At 31.0% G+C, this 16,159-nt stretch carries 19 protein-coding genes; all 19 read left to right on the forward strand.

The features are described from left to right. The first annotated feature begins 241 nt into the window (after positions 1-241). The 19 genes from OW730_RS06820 (at position 242) to OW730_RS06910 (ending at position 16,150) form a co-directional block, all read left to right on the forward strand. On the forward strand, positions 242-817 hold the full coding sequence (locus OW730_RS06820; RefSeq protein WP_271228314.1) for a thymidine kinase: 576 nt from the start codon (positions 242-244) through the stop codon (positions 815-817). 18 nt (positions 818-835) lie between these two features. Beyond that, positions 836-1,684, forward strand: a complete 849-nt coding sequence (gene prmC, locus OW730_RS06825; RefSeq protein ID WP_271228315.1) for a peptide chain release factor N(5)-glutamine methyltransferase — start codon at positions 836-838, stop codon at positions 1,682-1,684. A gap of 69 nt (positions 1,685-1,753) precedes the next feature. Further along, positions 1,754-2,827, forward strand: a complete 1,074-nt coding sequence (gene prfA, locus OW730_RS06830; protein WP_271228316.1) for a peptide chain release factor 1 — start codon at positions 1,754-1,756, stop codon at positions 2,825-2,827. Between the two features lie 251 nt (positions 2,828-3,078). Then, positions 3,079-3,672, forward strand: a complete 594-nt coding sequence (locus tag OW730_RS06835; protein WP_271228317.1) for a GNAT family N-acetyltransferase — start codon at positions 3,079-3,081, stop codon at positions 3,670-3,672. A 310-nt stretch (positions 3,673-3,982) separates the two neighbouring features. After that, positions 3,983-4,684, forward strand: coding sequence for a hypothetical protein (locus OW730_RS06840; protein ID WP_271228318.1), 702 nt, complete (start codon positions 3,983-3,985; stop codon positions 4,682-4,684). 21 nt (positions 4,685-4,705) lie between these two features. Next, complete coding sequence (locus tag OW730_RS06845; protein WP_271228319.1) at positions 4,706-5,755, forward strand: L-threonylcarbamoyladenylate synthase; 1,050 nt, start codon at positions 4,706-4,708, stop codon at positions 5,753-5,755. Between the two features lie 13 nt (positions 5,756-5,768). Next, entirely contained in the window at positions 5,769-6,221 is a 453-nt protein-coding gene (locus OW730_RS06850) for a low molecular weight protein arginine phosphatase (RefSeq protein ID WP_271228320.1), read from the forward strand. A gap of 65 nt (positions 6,222-6,286) precedes the next feature. Then, on the forward strand, positions 6,287-6,736 hold the full coding sequence (gene rpiB, locus OW730_RS06855; RefSeq protein ID WP_271228321.1) for a ribose 5-phosphate isomerase B: 450 nt from the start codon (positions 6,287-6,289) through the stop codon (positions 6,734-6,736). A 40-nt stretch (positions 6,737-6,776) separates the two neighbouring features. Beyond that, entirely contained in the window at positions 6,777-7,406 is a 630-nt protein-coding gene (gene upp / locus OW730_RS06860; protein ID WP_271228322.1) for a uracil phosphoribosyltransferase, read from the forward strand. Positions 7,407-7,958: 552 nt separating this feature from the next. After that, positions 7,959-8,447, forward strand: coding sequence for a deoxycytidylate deaminase (locus tag OW730_RS06865; protein ID WP_271228323.1), 489 nt, complete (start codon positions 7,959-7,961; stop codon positions 8,445-8,447). An 82-nt stretch (positions 8,448-8,529) separates the two neighbouring features. Next, positions 8,530-9,567 (forward strand): glycosyltransferase family 4 protein, encoded by a 1,038-nt coding sequence (locus OW730_RS06870; RefSeq protein ID WP_271228324.1) that lies wholly within the window; start codon positions 8,530-8,532, stop codon positions 9,565-9,567. A gap of 372 nt (positions 9,568-9,939) precedes the next feature. After that, positions 9,940-11,127, forward strand: a complete 1,188-nt coding sequence (locus tag OW730_RS06875) for an acetyl-CoA C-acetyltransferase (RefSeq protein ID WP_271228325.1) — start codon at positions 9,940-9,942, stop codon at positions 11,125-11,127. A 392-nt stretch (positions 11,128-11,519) separates the two neighbouring features. Further along, a complete protein-coding gene (locus OW730_RS06880; protein WP_271228326.1) occupies positions 11,520-11,873 on the forward strand; it encodes a hypothetical protein in 354 nt (117 codons plus the stop codon). Positions 11,874-11,885: 12 nt separating this feature from the next. After that, on the forward strand, positions 11,886-12,518 hold the full coding sequence (locus tag OW730_RS06885) for a F0F1 ATP synthase subunit A (protein WP_271228327.1): 633 nt from the start codon (positions 11,886-11,888) through the stop codon (positions 12,516-12,518). Positions 12,519-12,535: 17 nt separating this feature from the next. Beyond that, positions 12,536-12,775, forward strand: a complete 240-nt coding sequence (gene atpE / locus OW730_RS06890) for an ATP synthase F0 subunit C (RefSeq protein ID WP_271228328.1) — start codon at positions 12,536-12,538, stop codon at positions 12,773-12,775. 12 nt (positions 12,776-12,787) lie between these two features. After that, entirely contained in the window at positions 12,788-13,279 is a 492-nt protein-coding gene (locus OW730_RS06895; protein WP_271228329.1) for a F0F1 ATP synthase subunit B family protein, read from the forward strand. Then, positions 13,272-13,796, forward strand: coding sequence for a F0F1 ATP synthase subunit delta (locus OW730_RS06900; protein WP_271228330.1), 525 nt, complete (start codon positions 13,272-13,274; stop codon positions 13,794-13,796). Before OW730_RS06895 ends, OW730_RS06900 begins: the two co-directional genes overlap by 8 nt. A 6-nt stretch (positions 13,797-13,802) precedes the next feature. Continuing rightward, positions 13,803-15,317, forward strand: coding sequence for a F0F1 ATP synthase subunit alpha (gene atpA / locus OW730_RS06905; protein WP_271228331.1), 1,515 nt, complete (start codon positions 13,803-13,805; stop codon positions 15,315-15,317). A gap of 14 nt (positions 15,318-15,331) precedes the next feature. Continuing rightward, complete coding sequence (locus tag OW730_RS06910) at positions 15,332-16,150, forward strand: F0F1 ATP synthase subunit gamma (protein ID WP_271228332.1); 819 nt, start codon at positions 15,332-15,334, stop codon at positions 16,148-16,150. Positions 16,151-16,159 lie beyond the last annotated feature (9 nt).

The following is a 16,159-nucleotide window of genomic DNA, read 5'->3' on the forward strand; positions in this document are numbered from 1 at the left end:
AACTTGATTTGTTTTTTAGTCTTTATTCTTTGATTATAATAACCTTTGGATAAAATACTTTTTCTATTTGAATGTATATATCAATAAATGGTACTTTATATTATTAATGATTTCTGATAAAATAACTATGTTGCATTTTGGTATATAAAAAAAAACTAGTTTTAGGCAGTGAGAACTAGTTTTTTTTATTGCATATGCTATAGAGTCGGATAGAGTGTTTTTTATTGATGGAGGTGTTTTAATGTTCGGAGTTAAATCCCATGGGTGGATTGAGGTTGTTATTGGTCCAATGTATAGTGGAAAATCAGAAGAACTTATAAGAAGGGTTAGAAGAGCAAAAATAGCAAAGATGAAGGTACAAGTATTTAAGCCTTCTGTAGATGACAGATACAGTAAAGATGATGTAGTATCTCATTGTGGGGAAAAGGTTGAAGCTATGCCAGTAAAGGATAGTAGTGAAGTTATGGGGAAATTGGATCATGATACTAAGGTTGTTGCAATAGATGAAGTTCAATTTTTTGACATTAATATTCTAGATGTTATAGAGGAATTAGCAGCAAAAGGATTAAGAGTAATATGTGCGGGTCTTGATATGGACTTTAAAGGAGAACCTTTTGGACCAATACCGAGACTTTTGGCTGTTGCTGAAAAGGTGGATAAGATTAGTGCAATTTGTGTTGTGTGTGGAAACAATGCAACAAGAACACAAAGGTTAATAAATGGAAAACCAGCTAGATATAGTGATCCAGTAGTTTTAGTTGGTGCACAAGAATCTTATGAAGCTAGATGTAGGAACTGTCATATTATAGTAAAATAAGAGTCAGGAGTTAATTTAATGAAAATATCAGAAGCGTTAAAAGAAGCATATGAAATATTAAAAGAGAATAATATGGATACATACATGCTTGATGCACAGGTATTGTTAGCCCATGCTTTAAAAAAAGATAAGCTTTTTTTAACTCTCAACAGAGAGATAGAGCTAGATGAGAATACTCAGGAGTTATTCTTTAGTTATATTGAAGAAAGGCGTGAAATGAAGCCTATTAAATATATAACTAAAGAATGTGAGTTTATGGGATTAGATTTTTATGTAGAAGAAGGTGTTTTAATTCCAAGACCAGACACCGAAATTTTAGTAGAAGAGGTATTAAAAAGAATTAATAGTAGGGGCTATGAGCAGGTATGTGATGTGTGCTGTGGTAGTGGCGCTATTGGTTTAAGTCTAGCGCATCATGGAGATATAAAGACTGTGGAACTTGTTGATATTTCAGATATTGCTCTAAAAGTAAGTAGAATAAATAGTGAAAAGTTAGGATTAAATAATATGGTCACTATATCAGAGGGTGATCTATTGAATAATTTTGTTGAGAGTGAAATTAAATTTGATTGTATAGTAAGTAATCCGCCATATATTGAAAGTAGTGTTATAGATGAGTTAATGAGTGATGTAAAAGATTACGAACCTCATCTTGCGTTAGATGGTGGAGAAGATGGGTTGGTATTTTATAGAAAGATAACATCTCAAAGTAAAGAATTGCTTAGGGATGGAGGTATGCTAGCATTTGAAATTGGGTATAATCAGAAAGAAAGTGTGAGCGAAATTCTAATCCAAAATGGATTTAAAAATATAGAAACTTTTAAAGACCTTGGAGATAATGACAGAGTAGTTATTGGATATTTATAAATTTTGACCTATTATGAGTTAATGTGATATAATAATTTGATATGAAATAAAAGAAGCGGAGTGATTTACATGTTAGAAAGATTAGATTTCCTAGAAAGTAAATATGCTGAATTATCCATAAAAATTTGCGATCCAACTATTATGTCAAATCAAAGAGAATGGCAGAAACTCTGCAAAGAACATGCTGAATTAGAGAATGTAGTTAATAAGTATAGAGAATATAAAAACACTTTAGAAGAAATAGAGTCTAATAAAGAAATGCTTAGAGAAGAAACTGACAGAGACATGAGAGAAATGATAAATGAGGATCTTAAAGAGCAACAGGAGAATGAAGTAAGATTACATGAGGAACTTAAGATATTACTTTTACCAAAAGATCCAAATGATGCAAAGAATGTTTTTATAGAAATTAGAGGGGGTGCCGGTGGAGACGAAGCGGCATTATTCTCAGCTAACTTATTTAGAATGTATGTTAAATATGCAGAGAAGAATAGATGGAAAGTTGAAGTTATGAGTGCGAATGAAACTGATATTGGAGGTTTCAAAGAAATCGTATTTATGATAAAGGGTAATGGAGCATATAGTAAATTTAAGTATGAGAGTGGAGTACACAGGGTTCAAAGAGTTCCAGATACAGAGTCTAGTGGAAGAATTCATACATCTACAGCAACGGTTGCAGTATTACCAGAAGTTGATGATGTTGAAATCGAAGTAAATCAAAATGATTTAAGAATAGACGTGTTTAGAGCATCTGGTAACGGTGGACAGTGCGTTAATACTACTGACTCAGCTGTTAGAATAACACACTTGCCTTCAGGGTTAGTTGTATCTTGTCAAGATGAGAAATCTCAGTTGAAGAACAAAGAGAAAGCTATGAAGGTGTTAAAAGCTAGATTATTTGAGCAAGCAGAAGCAGCTAGACATAAAGAAATAGCTGATAACAGAAAGAGTCAGGTAGGTAGTGGTGATAGAAGTGAGAGAATAAGAACTTACAACTATCCTCAAGGAAGAATAACTGACCATAGAATAGGACTTACTTTATACAAGCTTGAGTATTTCCTTAATGGCGATTGTGATGAGGTAATAGATGCACTTATTACAGCAGAACAAGCTGAAAAAATGAAGAATATGGGAGTTTCCTAATAAAAAGGTGTCAACGGTCGTTGACGCCTTTTTTAATGTAGAATGGATAATGTAGAATGTAGAATGATTGACATTTCTCTCCGAGAAATTTTAATTATATTGTTCCTTGGACGATAGGGTTTTACTCGTTTCATTTTGGATGAAACATTGTATTTGAAATTCATATTGATATTTTATATAATTTACATATATTTGATTTATTGTGACTTATAGTAAAATTAAGTCTATTTGTATTTTAAGGGGGGGTATAAATGAATATTGTAATTAAAAGACTAGTACCAGAATTGACAAGTGATTATATTAACTTCTTCGAAAACGTAGCTTTTTCTGATAATCAAGAATGGGATGGATGCTATTGCGTTTGGTATCATTGGAATGATATTTTAGAAAACGAACGTAAGAAATATAATGAAGCTGGTGGAACTTGTTTTAACCGTGAACTAGCGATAAAATACATTCAAAAAGGTGTTTTACAAGGTTACTTGGCTTATGTGGAAGGCTTAGTTGTGGGGTGGTGTAATGCAAATGATAAAGCTTCATATGATGGTTTAAGTAATAAAAAACGTCCTGAATTATGGGAGGGTATTGATTGTTCTGAAAAAGTTAAATCCATTGTGTGCTTTACAATCGCACCCAATATGCGTCGTAAAGGGATTGCTACACAGCTATTAAATCGAGTTTGTATGGATGCTTCTCTAGACGGCTATACATATGTAGAAGCATATCCAGGAACAGGAGAAACAAACTCTCGTAGTTATCATGGACCATACACCATTTATGATAAAAGTGGATTTTCAGTATATAAGGATTTAGGTGGCGAGGTGATTGTCCGTAAATACTTATAAGTTTTGATACATTATGAGCCTAATCCTAAGTAAATTTAATTCATAATCTTTTTATTTTAAAAAAGAAAACTTGAACTATCAGGAATAGTAGAAAGTTATATTTATTACAGGTACAATATTTTATCCAAAGATAAAATGAGTAAACTCTTCTTGTTCTAAAGAACAATACAATGTAGATTCTCACGCAAGTGAGAATCTACATTGTCCACTGTCAACTGTCCACTTCTTTTAAAGTTATCCATTCTCAATTTCTTTTCCCTTGCGGTCATAGCAAATAAAATCACTTCATAAGATTAAATGAGGTGATTTTATGAATTTATTGATGTTTATTTTTATTGTGTTAACAGCTATAGGGATAATGGCAATATTATTGTCTAGAATGAGTCCGTTGAGTGAAAAGTATTTAAAAGTTTTTTATTTATTTGCAGCAGGTAATTTGTTGACTATAGTTGCATTGGATATAATTCCAGAGGCTATTAAAGAAATTGGTATAGTAGGGATGTTAGTATTTATGCTGATTGGAGGAATAATATTTAAGCTGATGCATGAATTTATACACATAGTATTACCTGATAAAAAGCATGTTAGTGCAATTTCCATAGGGGTAGCCTTAGCATCGCATGGATTACCAGAAGGAATGGCTCTTGGGGTCATATTGAGTGTTACAGCATGGAAAGGATATTGGAACATAATAATTGTTTTTTTACTACATATTTTTCCGGAAATGATAATGTTTCAGCAAGCGCTAAAGGAGAATAGAAAAAATAATAAATTTAAAGTTATTATTTATAGTATGATTATATTTATACCTGCAATAATGGGAATACTTATAAGTGTTAAATTTGGAGGTAAGGTTAGGCCTTATGTTGGTGTTTTCAGTGCAATATCATCAGGATTTATATACATGCTTGTAGTTAAAGAGTTAATTTTCAGAAACATTAAACAGTTGAAAATCAAGGATACATTGATTATAATATTAGGAAGTGTAATAACAGGAATGGCACTAATGTAGAGAATTAGGGGTGAAATTTTTTTGGAAACAAAAGTGTACAGATTAGATGAGAATAACTTGGATTTAGAAAAAATAAAGGAAGCTGCACACGTGATTAATAGAGGGGGAACGGTAGTTTTACCAACGGAGACAGTATATGGGTTAGGCGCAGATGGACTTAACAGTGAAGCTGTGAAGAAGATTTTTATTGCTAAGGGGAGACCGCAGGATAATCCACTTATCATGCATGTATGTAAAAAGGATATTAGTGAGTATGCTAAAAATATTCCCCAAGTGGCATATAAACTTATAGATAAATTCTGGCCAGGTCCATTAACTTTAATATTAGATAAAGCAGATATAATTCCAAAAGAGACTTCAGCGGGATTAGATACAATAGGAATAAGAATGCCTCGAAATAGTGTGGCTCTTAAATTAATTGAGATGTCAGGTAGAGCTATAGCTGCGCCTTCAGCTAATTTGTCAGGAAAACCAAGTCCAACTGAAATGAAGAGATGTGTAGAAGATCTTAATGGAAAGGTTGATATTATACTTGGTGGAAATGAAAGTGAAATTGGGTTAGAGTCTACTATTGTAGATTGTACAGGAGATAGGCTATGTATATTAAGACCTGGAGCTATAACTTTGGATATGATTAAAGAATTTGATGATCAAGTTTATATTGATCCGGCCATATTAAAGAATGTTACTGATGATTTTAAGCCTAAAGCACCAGGGATGAAATATAGACATTATGCTCCAAAGGCTAAAATGAAAATTATTTGTGGAGAAGAGAAAAAAACTATTGAAAAAATCAAAGAAATAGTGCAAAATTATATAGATGCGAATTTAAGAGTTGGTATTATGACATGTGATGAACATATTAATGAATATGATGTTCAATGTAAAATATCATTAGGAAGTAATAAAAACTTAGAAGAGATAAGTAAGAATTTATTTGAAACTCTTAGAAGTTTTGATGAGTTAGATGTAGATATTATTATCAGTGAAGGTTTTGAAGAAAAGGGTATAGGACTTGCATTGATGAATAGGCTAAAAAAAGCAGCTGGTTATGATATAGAATTTGTTTAGAAGGAGGATGGCAATGAAGATTTTGTTTGTTTGTACTGGTAATACTTGTAGAAGCCCTATAGCAGAAAGCATTTTTAATGAGATTAACGAACTTAAGAACCATTGTGCATCATCTGCTGGAATTGCTACAGTACATGGAAGTAAAGCATCAAAAAATTCTGTACTTGTAGTTGATCAAAATTTACAAAAAGATATATCTGAAAGAAAGGCTGTTCAATTAACAGAAGAAATGTTATCTGAAGCAGACTTAGTTTTGACGATGACTTCTTCAATAGCTAATATTTTAATCAAAGAATATCCGAAGCATAGTATAAAAATTTGTTCTTTATCAAATTATATTAATGGAGAAAGTGATGTTTTTGACCCTTATGGCGGTAGTGTTTACATTTATAATGAAACATTTGACCAATTAAAAGGTATGATAATTAAACTTATTAAGAAAATAAAAGAAGATGAAGGAAAATAATTATTTCTCCTTTTATCTTCTTTTTTATTTAATATAATATTCAGAAAATTAACGGAGGTAGAAAAATGAGAATAGCTCTTGGAAGTGATCATGGGGGAATCAATTTAAAAAGAAGTATAATTGATTATCTTGTATCAGAAGGACATGAAATAAAGGATTTTGGAACGGATAGTTCAGATTCTTGCGACTATCCAGATTATGCTCTTCCTGTAGCGGAAAGTGTTGCAGCAAAAGAGTTTGACCTTGGAATACTTATCTGTGGTACAGGAATTGGTATTAGTATTGCTGCAAATAAAGTGCCAGGAGTTAGAGCTGCACTATGTCATAATACTTTCAGTGCACATGCAACAAGAGAACATAATAATGCGAATATATTGGCAATGGGTGAAAGAGTTGTTGGAACAGGTCTTGCACTTGATATAGTTAAGACTTTTATCAATACTGAGTTTGAAGGTGGTAGACATCAGAGAAGAATTGATAAAATATCAGAAATTGAAAAGAAATATATGAAATAATTTAAATACAAAACTTGAGAAAATTTAGGAGGAGTTAAATATGAGTAAAGTAACACATTTTGAACACCCAATGATTCAACACAAATTATCTATAATGAGAGATGAGAATACAGGATCAAAGGATTTCAGAGAATTAGCTAGTGAAATAGCAATGCTTATGGCATATGAAGTAACAAGAGATATGCCTGTTGAAGAAGTAGAAATTAAAACACCTATTACAACAAGAAAGTTTAAAATGCTTGCAGGTAAGAAGGTTGCTATAGTACCAATATTAAGAGCTGGATTAGGTATGGTTGATGGTATGCTTAAGATTATACCAGCAGCTAAAGTTGGTCATATTGGAATGTATAGAAACGAAGAAACTCTTCAACCAGTTGAGTATTTCTGTAAACTTCCTCAAGATATTGGAGAGAGAGAAGTAATAGTTACAGATCCAATGTTAGCAACTGGTGGTTCAGCTATAGATGCAATACATGCTCTTAAAAAGAGAGGTGCTAATAACATTAGAATGATGTGTCTTGTTGCTGCACCAGAAGGAATAAAAGCACTTCAAGAGAAACACCCTGATGTTGATATCTTCGTTGCTGCTATAGATGAGGAATTAAATGAAAAAGGATATATTGTACCAGGTCTTGGAGATGCTGGGGATAGACTTTTCGGAACAAAGTAATACTGTCTTTTTAAAAATTATTAACTCAAGATACGCTAAAGTGTCTTGAGTTTTTCTTGTATAAGAAATATTTAAAAGAGTAATGGAGAATTGATAATGTAGAATGGAGAATGATTGACATTTCTCTTCGAGAAATTTTAATCTTATTGCTCCTTGAACAATAAACTTTACTCGTTTCATATAGTAATGAAACATTGTATGAAAACTACAATATTTTAGCCTATGATAAAATGAGTAAGAATTCCTTGTTCTAAAGAACAACAAAATGTAGTTTCTGCGTATGCAGAAACATCCATCATTCTCCATTCTCAATTCTCCATTATCAATTTGTTTTTAGCAGAGGGTGTTTTTGTTCACAAATATTTTAGTTGAATTAACTACGTTTATAAGATATGATTTTTATAGATAAATATTCAAAATAAAGAATAAAGAACAGAGAATAAATAATGGTATCTTTCAGCAGAGCTGAAAGCTTTTAAATAAGTAAAAGATTGGATTACATAGATTTATTATGGAGTCGAGATTAAATAGTATGGTTAAGGAGTGGAGTTTGTGAAAAGAAAAGATAAACGTAATTATTATTTAGATATAGCTGAAACAGTTTTAGCTAGAGGAACTTGTTTAAGAAGAAACTATGGTTCAATTATTGTGAAAAATGATGAAATAATCTCTACTGGATATACTGGTGCACCAAGAGGAAGAAAAAACTGCTGTGATTTAGATGAGTGTTTAAGAGTTAAAATGAATGTGCCTAGGGGAACTCAGTATGAGTTGTGTAGATCTGTTCACTCAGAAGCAAATGCAATAATTAGTGCTTCAAGAAAAGATATGATAGGTGCTGATTTATACTTGGTAGGGAAAGATATGCAAACAGGAAAACTTGTGGAAAATGCAAATTCATGTACGATGTGTAAGAGAATGATAATTAATGCTGGTATAAAAAATGTTATAGTAAGGAATAGTGAAGAAGACTATAGAATAATTCAGGTTCAAGAGTGGATTGATAATGATGATTCTATAAATGGTGATACTATATATTAGGCATATGTGTAATAAATTAATTAAAGATTAATTTATTTAATATTAAATATGTCTTAACACGGAAGAATAGAGAGGAATAACAATGAATAATATATTTATGGTTTCACTGGTAGCATTAATAATATCGCTATTTTTGACTCCGGTAATGATAAAATTTGCTTATCTCGTGGGTGCAATAGACATCCCAAAAGATGAGAGGCGAGTACATAAGAAGCCTATTGCATTATTAGGAGGCGTCTCAATATATATTGCTTTTTTATTAGGAATGATCATAAAAGAAGGGGTTATAACAACTGGAGAGATTGGAGTAATTATTGGAGGCACAATAATTATTATTGGAGGAGTATGGGATGACTTAAAACCTCTAAAACCATGGGGAAAAATATTTTTTCAATTGAGTGCGGCGCTTGTGCTCATAGGTTTTAATGTTAAAATAAATGTTATTACAAATCCTTTTTCAGGAACGATACCTTACTTAGATATAGGGTTATTAGGAATACCTTTTACAATAATATGGGTAGTTGGAATTACTAATGCTTTTAATTTTATTGATGGATTAGATGGACTTTCAGCAGGAGTTGGATTTATTTCATCAGTTACTTTATTAATAATAGCAATTATAAATGGAAGATATGATGCAGCGCTAGTTACCGCTGTTTTAAGTGGGGCTTTGCTTGGAATAATACCTTATAATTTTTATCCAGCTTCAATATTTATAGGAGATGCAGGCGCTCAGTTTATAGGATTTATTCTTGCTGCTGCATCAATAATGGGGGCAATAAAATCAGCTGCTACATTTGCGGTTGCTATACCAATATTAGCACTTGGGCTACCAATATATGATACTCTTTTTGCTATAATAAGAAGAAAAATAAATGGAAGACCAGTAAGTGAGGCTGATAAAGGGCATTTACATCATAGATTATTAGATACTGGTAGATCACAGAGAAAGGTAGTTCTTTTATTATACATGTTTAGTTGTATTTTAGGAGGATTTTCCATACTAGCTATGAGTCTAAGTAATAGAAGGGCATATTTCCTTGCTGCTTGTATAGTGTCTTTTATATTTCTAATTTGTTTTAAACTAGGGGTATTTGAGAAAGAAAATAAAAAAAAATAAAAAAAATTTTATAAACATTGTTAAGTTTAAGTGATAGTAGTATAGAATATTTAACAAAAATAGTATATAAAATGAATAGAATTAAAATGGAGAGGTCACTATATGTGATCTCTTTCTTTGAAATAATACATGTTAAGAATTAATAATAAGGCGAATTTTGATGAAAGTTATTTGGAAAAATTCATCATCGCAAGAAAATAAAAAAAGTTAACATAAAATTTGATATTTTTTTAACAATAACTTTAACTATGTTAAAGTTTGGTGTTAAAAGATTAACAATCCCTGTATTGAATAATTTCTGATTTATAAGTATAATGAATTGAGTGAATTGTGCGAAATGTATAATAATACTTTCTTATAGGAGGAAATATTATGAGGGAAGTCGTGATTGTAAGTGCTGTTAGAACAGCTGTAGGAAACTATGGGGGAACGTTAAAAAATGTTCCAGCTGTAGAGTTAGGAGCAAAAGTTATTAACGAGGCTATCAAAAGAGCGGGTATTAAACCAGAAAGTGTAGATGAAGTATTAATGGGTAATGTATTACAAGCTGGTTTAGGTCAGAATACAGCAAGGCAAGCAGCTGTTAAAGCTGGTTTACCTGTTGAAGTACCTGCGATGACAATAAACAAAGTATGTGGTTCAGGATTAAGAACAATATCTTTAGCTGCGCAAATGATAAAGTGTGGAGATGCTGATATTATTATTGCTGGTGGAATGGAAAATATGTCCTTAGCACCATATACTATGAAGAGTGCAAGATGGGGTCAGAGAATGGGAAATACTGAGATGACCGATGTAATGATTAATGATGGTCTATGGGATGCATTCAATGATTACCACATGGGAATTACAGCAGAAAATATCGTTGAAAAGTGGAACTTGACTAGAGAAGAACAAGATGAATTTGCAGCTAAATCTCAACAAAAAGCAGAAAAAGCTATTTCAGAAAATCGTTTCAATGAAGAGATAGTACCTATTACTATACCTCAAAGAAAAGGTGATCCAATAGTATTTGATAAAGATGAATTTCCAAGAAGTGGAGTTACAGCAGAAAAATTAAGTAAGTTAAGACCAGCTTTCAAAAAAGGTGGAACAGTTACTGCTGGTAATGCATCAGGAATAAATGACGGAGCAGCAGCAGTTGTTGTTATGAGTTTAGATAAAGCAAAAGAATTAGGCATAGAACCAATGGTTAAAATAGTTTCATATGGCTCTAAAGGTTTGAATCCAGAAATTATGGGATATGGCCCAGTTGGTGCAACTAAAGAAGCTTTAAAGAAGGCAGATATGAATATTCAGGATATTGATCTAATTGAAGCAAATGAGGCTTTTGCAGCTCAGAGTCTTGCGGTTGCTAAGGATTTAGAATTTGATATGGAAAAAGTGAATGTAAATGGAGGGGCTATAGCTATAGGTCACCCAATAGGAGCTTCAGGAACAAGAATAACTGTTACGTTAATTCATGAAATGATGAAAAGAGAAGACGCTAAACGTGGATTAGCCACTTTATGTATTGGTGGTGGATTAGGTTCAGCAATTATTTTAGAAAAATGTGAATAGAACACGAACATATAAAAGGTCGCTACGGATGTAGCGGCCTTTTTTTTATGGAGAATGGTGAATGGAGAATGTTGGACATTTCTCTTCGAGAAATTTTAATTATATTGTTCCCTGGACAAGAGAGGTTTACTCGTTTCATTCGCATGAAACATTGTACTTTAAATACAATATTTTATCTAATGATAAAATGAGTAGAATTTATTTGTCCTAAAGAACAATACAATGTAGATTCTCACGAGAGTGAGAATCATCCATCATTCTCAATTCTACATTCTCAATTCTACATTTCTTTTTAAAAGATCACGCACTGCGTGATTTTTTTTATGGGGTATAAAATCTCATCTCCTAAGGGAAAATAATATAAAAAAATAGTTTCATTGAGGTGAATTGAAATGATAAAGGGCAGAAAAAAAGTTGTTTTGATAGTTTTTGGGCTTCTAGCTATAGGAATATATTTGAGTATAAGTGGAGATATCATGTATGGAGTATATTTTTCTAGTGGTATTTCATGTGCGTTATTTAATTGTGTTATTAGATATTATGCGAATTTCTATTTTCTTTTAAAAGGTAATATGAGTGCTGTCACATTCATTGGTTTATATTTATTAAGATTATCAATACCTGTTTTTATAGGATTTTTCTTAATTAAAAATTCTTTTGAGAGTGGTCTAGTTTTTCTTCTAGGATTTACTGTTCAATTCATAATTTTGCCACATGTATCTAATTTTTTTCCTATAAAGAAGTAAGGAGGGGGGGCTATGGATATTCCTTTAAGCATAATCATACAGTGGGTGATTATGTTGTTATTAATAGTGTATTTTTATATTGTTGGAAGAAAAATAAGGAAGATACCTAGAAAAAATCAAAATTTTTGGGAGATGGTTATTGAGAAAGCAAATAGTATTGTTGAGTCAAATATTGGAGAAAGTTATAAGGGGTTATCAATATATTTTTTAGTGTTAAGTATATTTTTGTTTTTATGTAATATGACCGGATTAATTGGAATTAAAAATCCAACAGCTGATTATAGTGTGTGTCTTGCTTTAGGTATAATGAATTTTATGTTAATACAATATTATGCAATTAAGAAGAATGGTGTAAAAGAATATTTAATGGGTTTTTTTAAGCCAATGAGTTTGATGTTCCCACTAAATCTAATGGAGAGGATACTTTTACCAATATCTTTGAGTTTAAGACTTTTTGGAAATATATTTGCAGCATATTTAATATTGGAGATTATCTATGAAGGGTTGATATCTATATCTTCTGTAGTGGCATTTGGAATTCCAATTCCTTTTCACATGTTCTTTGATATATTTGATGGAACTCTTCAAGTTATTATTTTTATTTTATTAAGCATGATAAATATGAAAATTATTTGTGAGCATTAAAAAAAGGAGGACTATTTATGGAAGAAGTATTTGTGCAAGGTATGAGAGCTTTGGGAGCGGGCGTAGCAGCTTTAGCATGTATTGGAGGAGGAATTGGTACTGGTATAGCTACATCAAAAGCAGTTGAAGGAATTGCAAGGCAACCTGAAGCATCTGGTGAAATATTGAAAGTGCTTATAATTGGAGGGGCGTTATCGGAGGCTACTGCTATTTATGGTTTATTGGTTTCCTTATTATTGATTTTTGTAGGAGTATAGGAGAATTAGAAGATGATTGAATTAAATTTAAAAGTAATAGCTATTTCACTAGCAAATTTTATTATTCTTTTATTTGTTTTGAATAAAATATTTTTTTCTAAGTTATCATTATTTTTAGATAATAGAAAAGAAGAACTTAGAGATAAATTTGAAAAAATTGATGAGGAAAATAAGAAAATACTTGGAGAGAAAAACAAGCTTTATAAAGAAGAACTTAACATAAAAAAGGAAGGAAGTAAAATTATTCAAGAATTTAAAGACAAGGCAATGGAAGAGAGAGCTATAGCTTTGAATAGAACTAAAGATGAGATTGAGGGATTAAGAGAAAAAGCAAAAAAAAATTTAGAAGATGAAGAAATAAGATTTCAGAAAAGATTAAAATCTATAAGCATGGATTTGAGTACAGAAATTTGTAAAAAAGTACTTAAAGAAGTTCTTGATGAAGAATCACAAAAGAAAATTATTGATTCATTTATTAATAGGTTGGAAAAAACTGATGTATGAATTTTTGGATAGAAGATATGCTTTAGCTCTATATAAAATTGCAAAAGAAAAGGGGAAAACAGAAGAGTATTTAAATGAATTGATTAATATAAATGAGGATATTGAAAATTGTAATGAGGTTGAAGTAATATTGGATCACCCTAAAATAAGCACGAGAGAGAAAAAAGAATTATTTTTAAAGATATTTAAAGATAAAATTGAAGAGGATTTGATGAGCTTTTTATTAGTATTAATTGAGAAGAAGAGAATTAAGTTCCTCAAAGAAAAAATAGAACAATATAGGATTATTCTTTTAGAAGATAAGAATATTTTAGAAGTGAAGATATGTAGTTCACTAAATTTAAACATAGATCAGGAAAAAAGATTAATTTCTATTCTTGAAAAAAAGTTTGGAAAGAAAATTTTACTTAGAAAGAAAATAGATAAAGATTTGATAGGTGGATGTACATTATTGTTTGGGGATAAATTTATTGATTATTCATTATCCAGTAGGATAGAGTTTTTAAACAAGGAGTAGAGTGAAATGCATATAAAACCTGAAGAAATAACAAATATAATTAAAAGTGAAATACAAAATTTTCAAAATGAAATGCAAAAAAAAAATGTAGGTTCGGTAATTCAAGTAGGTGATGGTATTGCAAGAGTCTATGGATTAAATGAATGCATGGAAGGAGAACTCTTAGAATTTAATAATGAAGTTTATGGAATTGCTCTGAATTTAGAAAAAGATAATGTAGGATGTGTAATATTAGGATCTGATGAACATATAAAAGAAGGTGAGCAGGTCGTAAGTTGTGGAAGGATAATGGATATACCTGTTGGGGAAGGGTTTATTGGGAGAGTTATTGATCCAATGGGAAACCCCTTAGATGAAAAGGGCGAAATATTAAGCAATGAGAGAAGAGCAATTGAATGGAAAGCACCAAGTATTATGGATAGACAGGGTGTTAGAGAACCACTGCTTACAGGTATAAAAGCTATTGATAGTATGGTGCCTATAGGCAAAGGACAGAGAGAGTTAATTATTGGAGACAGACAAATAGGAAAGACAGCCATTACCATAGATACAATACTAAATCAAAAGGGAAAAGATGTAATATGTATTTATGTTGCAATTGGTCAAAAGAGATCTACTGTAGCTCAAATTTATAATACATTATTAAAGTTTGGAGCTATGGAATATAGCATAATTGTTAGTGCTACTGCTTCAGAGTCAGCACCTTTGCAATATATAGCTCCCTTTGCAGGGTGCAGTTTAGGGGAGCATTTCATGTATAAGGGTAAAGATGTACTTATTATATATGATGATTTGACAAAACATGCTGTTGCATATAGAACAATGTCATTACTTTTAAGAAGACCACCAGGGAGAGAAGCTTATCCAGGGGATGTTTTCTATCTCCATTCAAGATTATTAGAAAGAGCTGCTAAACTTTCTGATGATTTAGGGGGAGGATCAATGACTGCGCTTCCGCTTATTGAAACGTTAGAAGGTGATGTAACGGCATATATTCCTACAAATGTTATATCTATTACTGATGGGCAAATATTTTTAGAAACAGATCTTTTCCATTCTGGAGTAAGACCAGCTATTAATGCAGGAATATCAGTTTCAAGAGTTGGTGGTAATGCTCAGACAAAAATAATGAAAAAAATAACAGGTACGTTAAGGATTGAACTAGCACAATACAGAGAACTAGCAAGTTTTGCACAGTTTGGTTCCGACCTTGAAAAGGAAGCTCAAAAAAAATTAGATAAAGGGAAAAGATTAGTTGAAATATTAAAACAAAATAAACATAGTCCTATGGAACTTCATCATATGATTTTAATTTTATATTGTGGAACAAAAGATTATTTATTAGATATTCCGGTGAAAAAAATTAATAAATTTGAAAGAGAATTTATTAATTTTATGGATAATACTCATGAAGAAATAAATAAATATATAAAAGATGATAATTATGAAGAATTTAAAAATAATATTGATGCTGCAGTTATGGAGTTTAAAAAAATATTCATAGACGAAATAAATCAATAAGGGAGAAGATATTTGTGGGAGCAAGTTTAGCATTGATTAAAAGACGAATTAAATCTATTGAAAACACAATGAAAATTACAAAAGCTATGAGTATGGTTGCAAACTCTAAATTCTCCAAAAGTAAATCTAATTTATATGTAAATAATGAATACACTGAGAAACTGCAGAATGGAATAAATAAGCTTTTATCAAAAGAGGATTTAAAAGAATATGCAAAAGGAATTGATAAAAGAAAGAAATTATTTCTAATTTTAAGTTCAGATGTTGGTTTATGTGGAGCATTCAATACTGGAACTGCAAAAAAAGCATTAATTGAAAAAGAAAAAAATCAAAATTGTAAATTCATTGTATGTGGAATGAAGGGCAGAGATTTTATACGTGCAATAGATGGAGAAACAATAGCAGAATACGTTGAACTACCATATTATCCTAGTATTAAAGAAAGTAGAATTATTAGTAATAAGATTATGAGGTATTTTAAAGAAGAAAAGTGTGAAATTTTTGCAATATATTATAAGTTTATATCAGCAATAAAAAAAGAACTGATTCTTGAAAAAATTTTCCCCTTTGAGATTGAAGAACAACAATGGAGCGGGAATGAGGAGATTTCAGTTGAGGATATTTTAACATTATATTTTGACAGTGTTGTATTAAATATATTAATGCAGTCTAAGACATCAGAACTGAGTTTCAGAATTGAGACTACAAACAGTGCTATAAAAAATGGAAAAGAGTTGTTAGTAGATCTTAAGAAAATGTATAACAGAATACGCCAAAGTAATATTACCAATGAAATAAGTGAGATTATTGGAGGCGTTGAAGCATTGAAATAAAAGGGTGAT

The sequence above is a fragment of the Oceanirhabdus sp. W0125-5 genome, from assembly GCF_027938815.1.
Taxonomy (GTDB): Bacteria; Bacillota; Clostridia; order Clostridiales; family Clostridiaceae; genus Oceanirhabdus.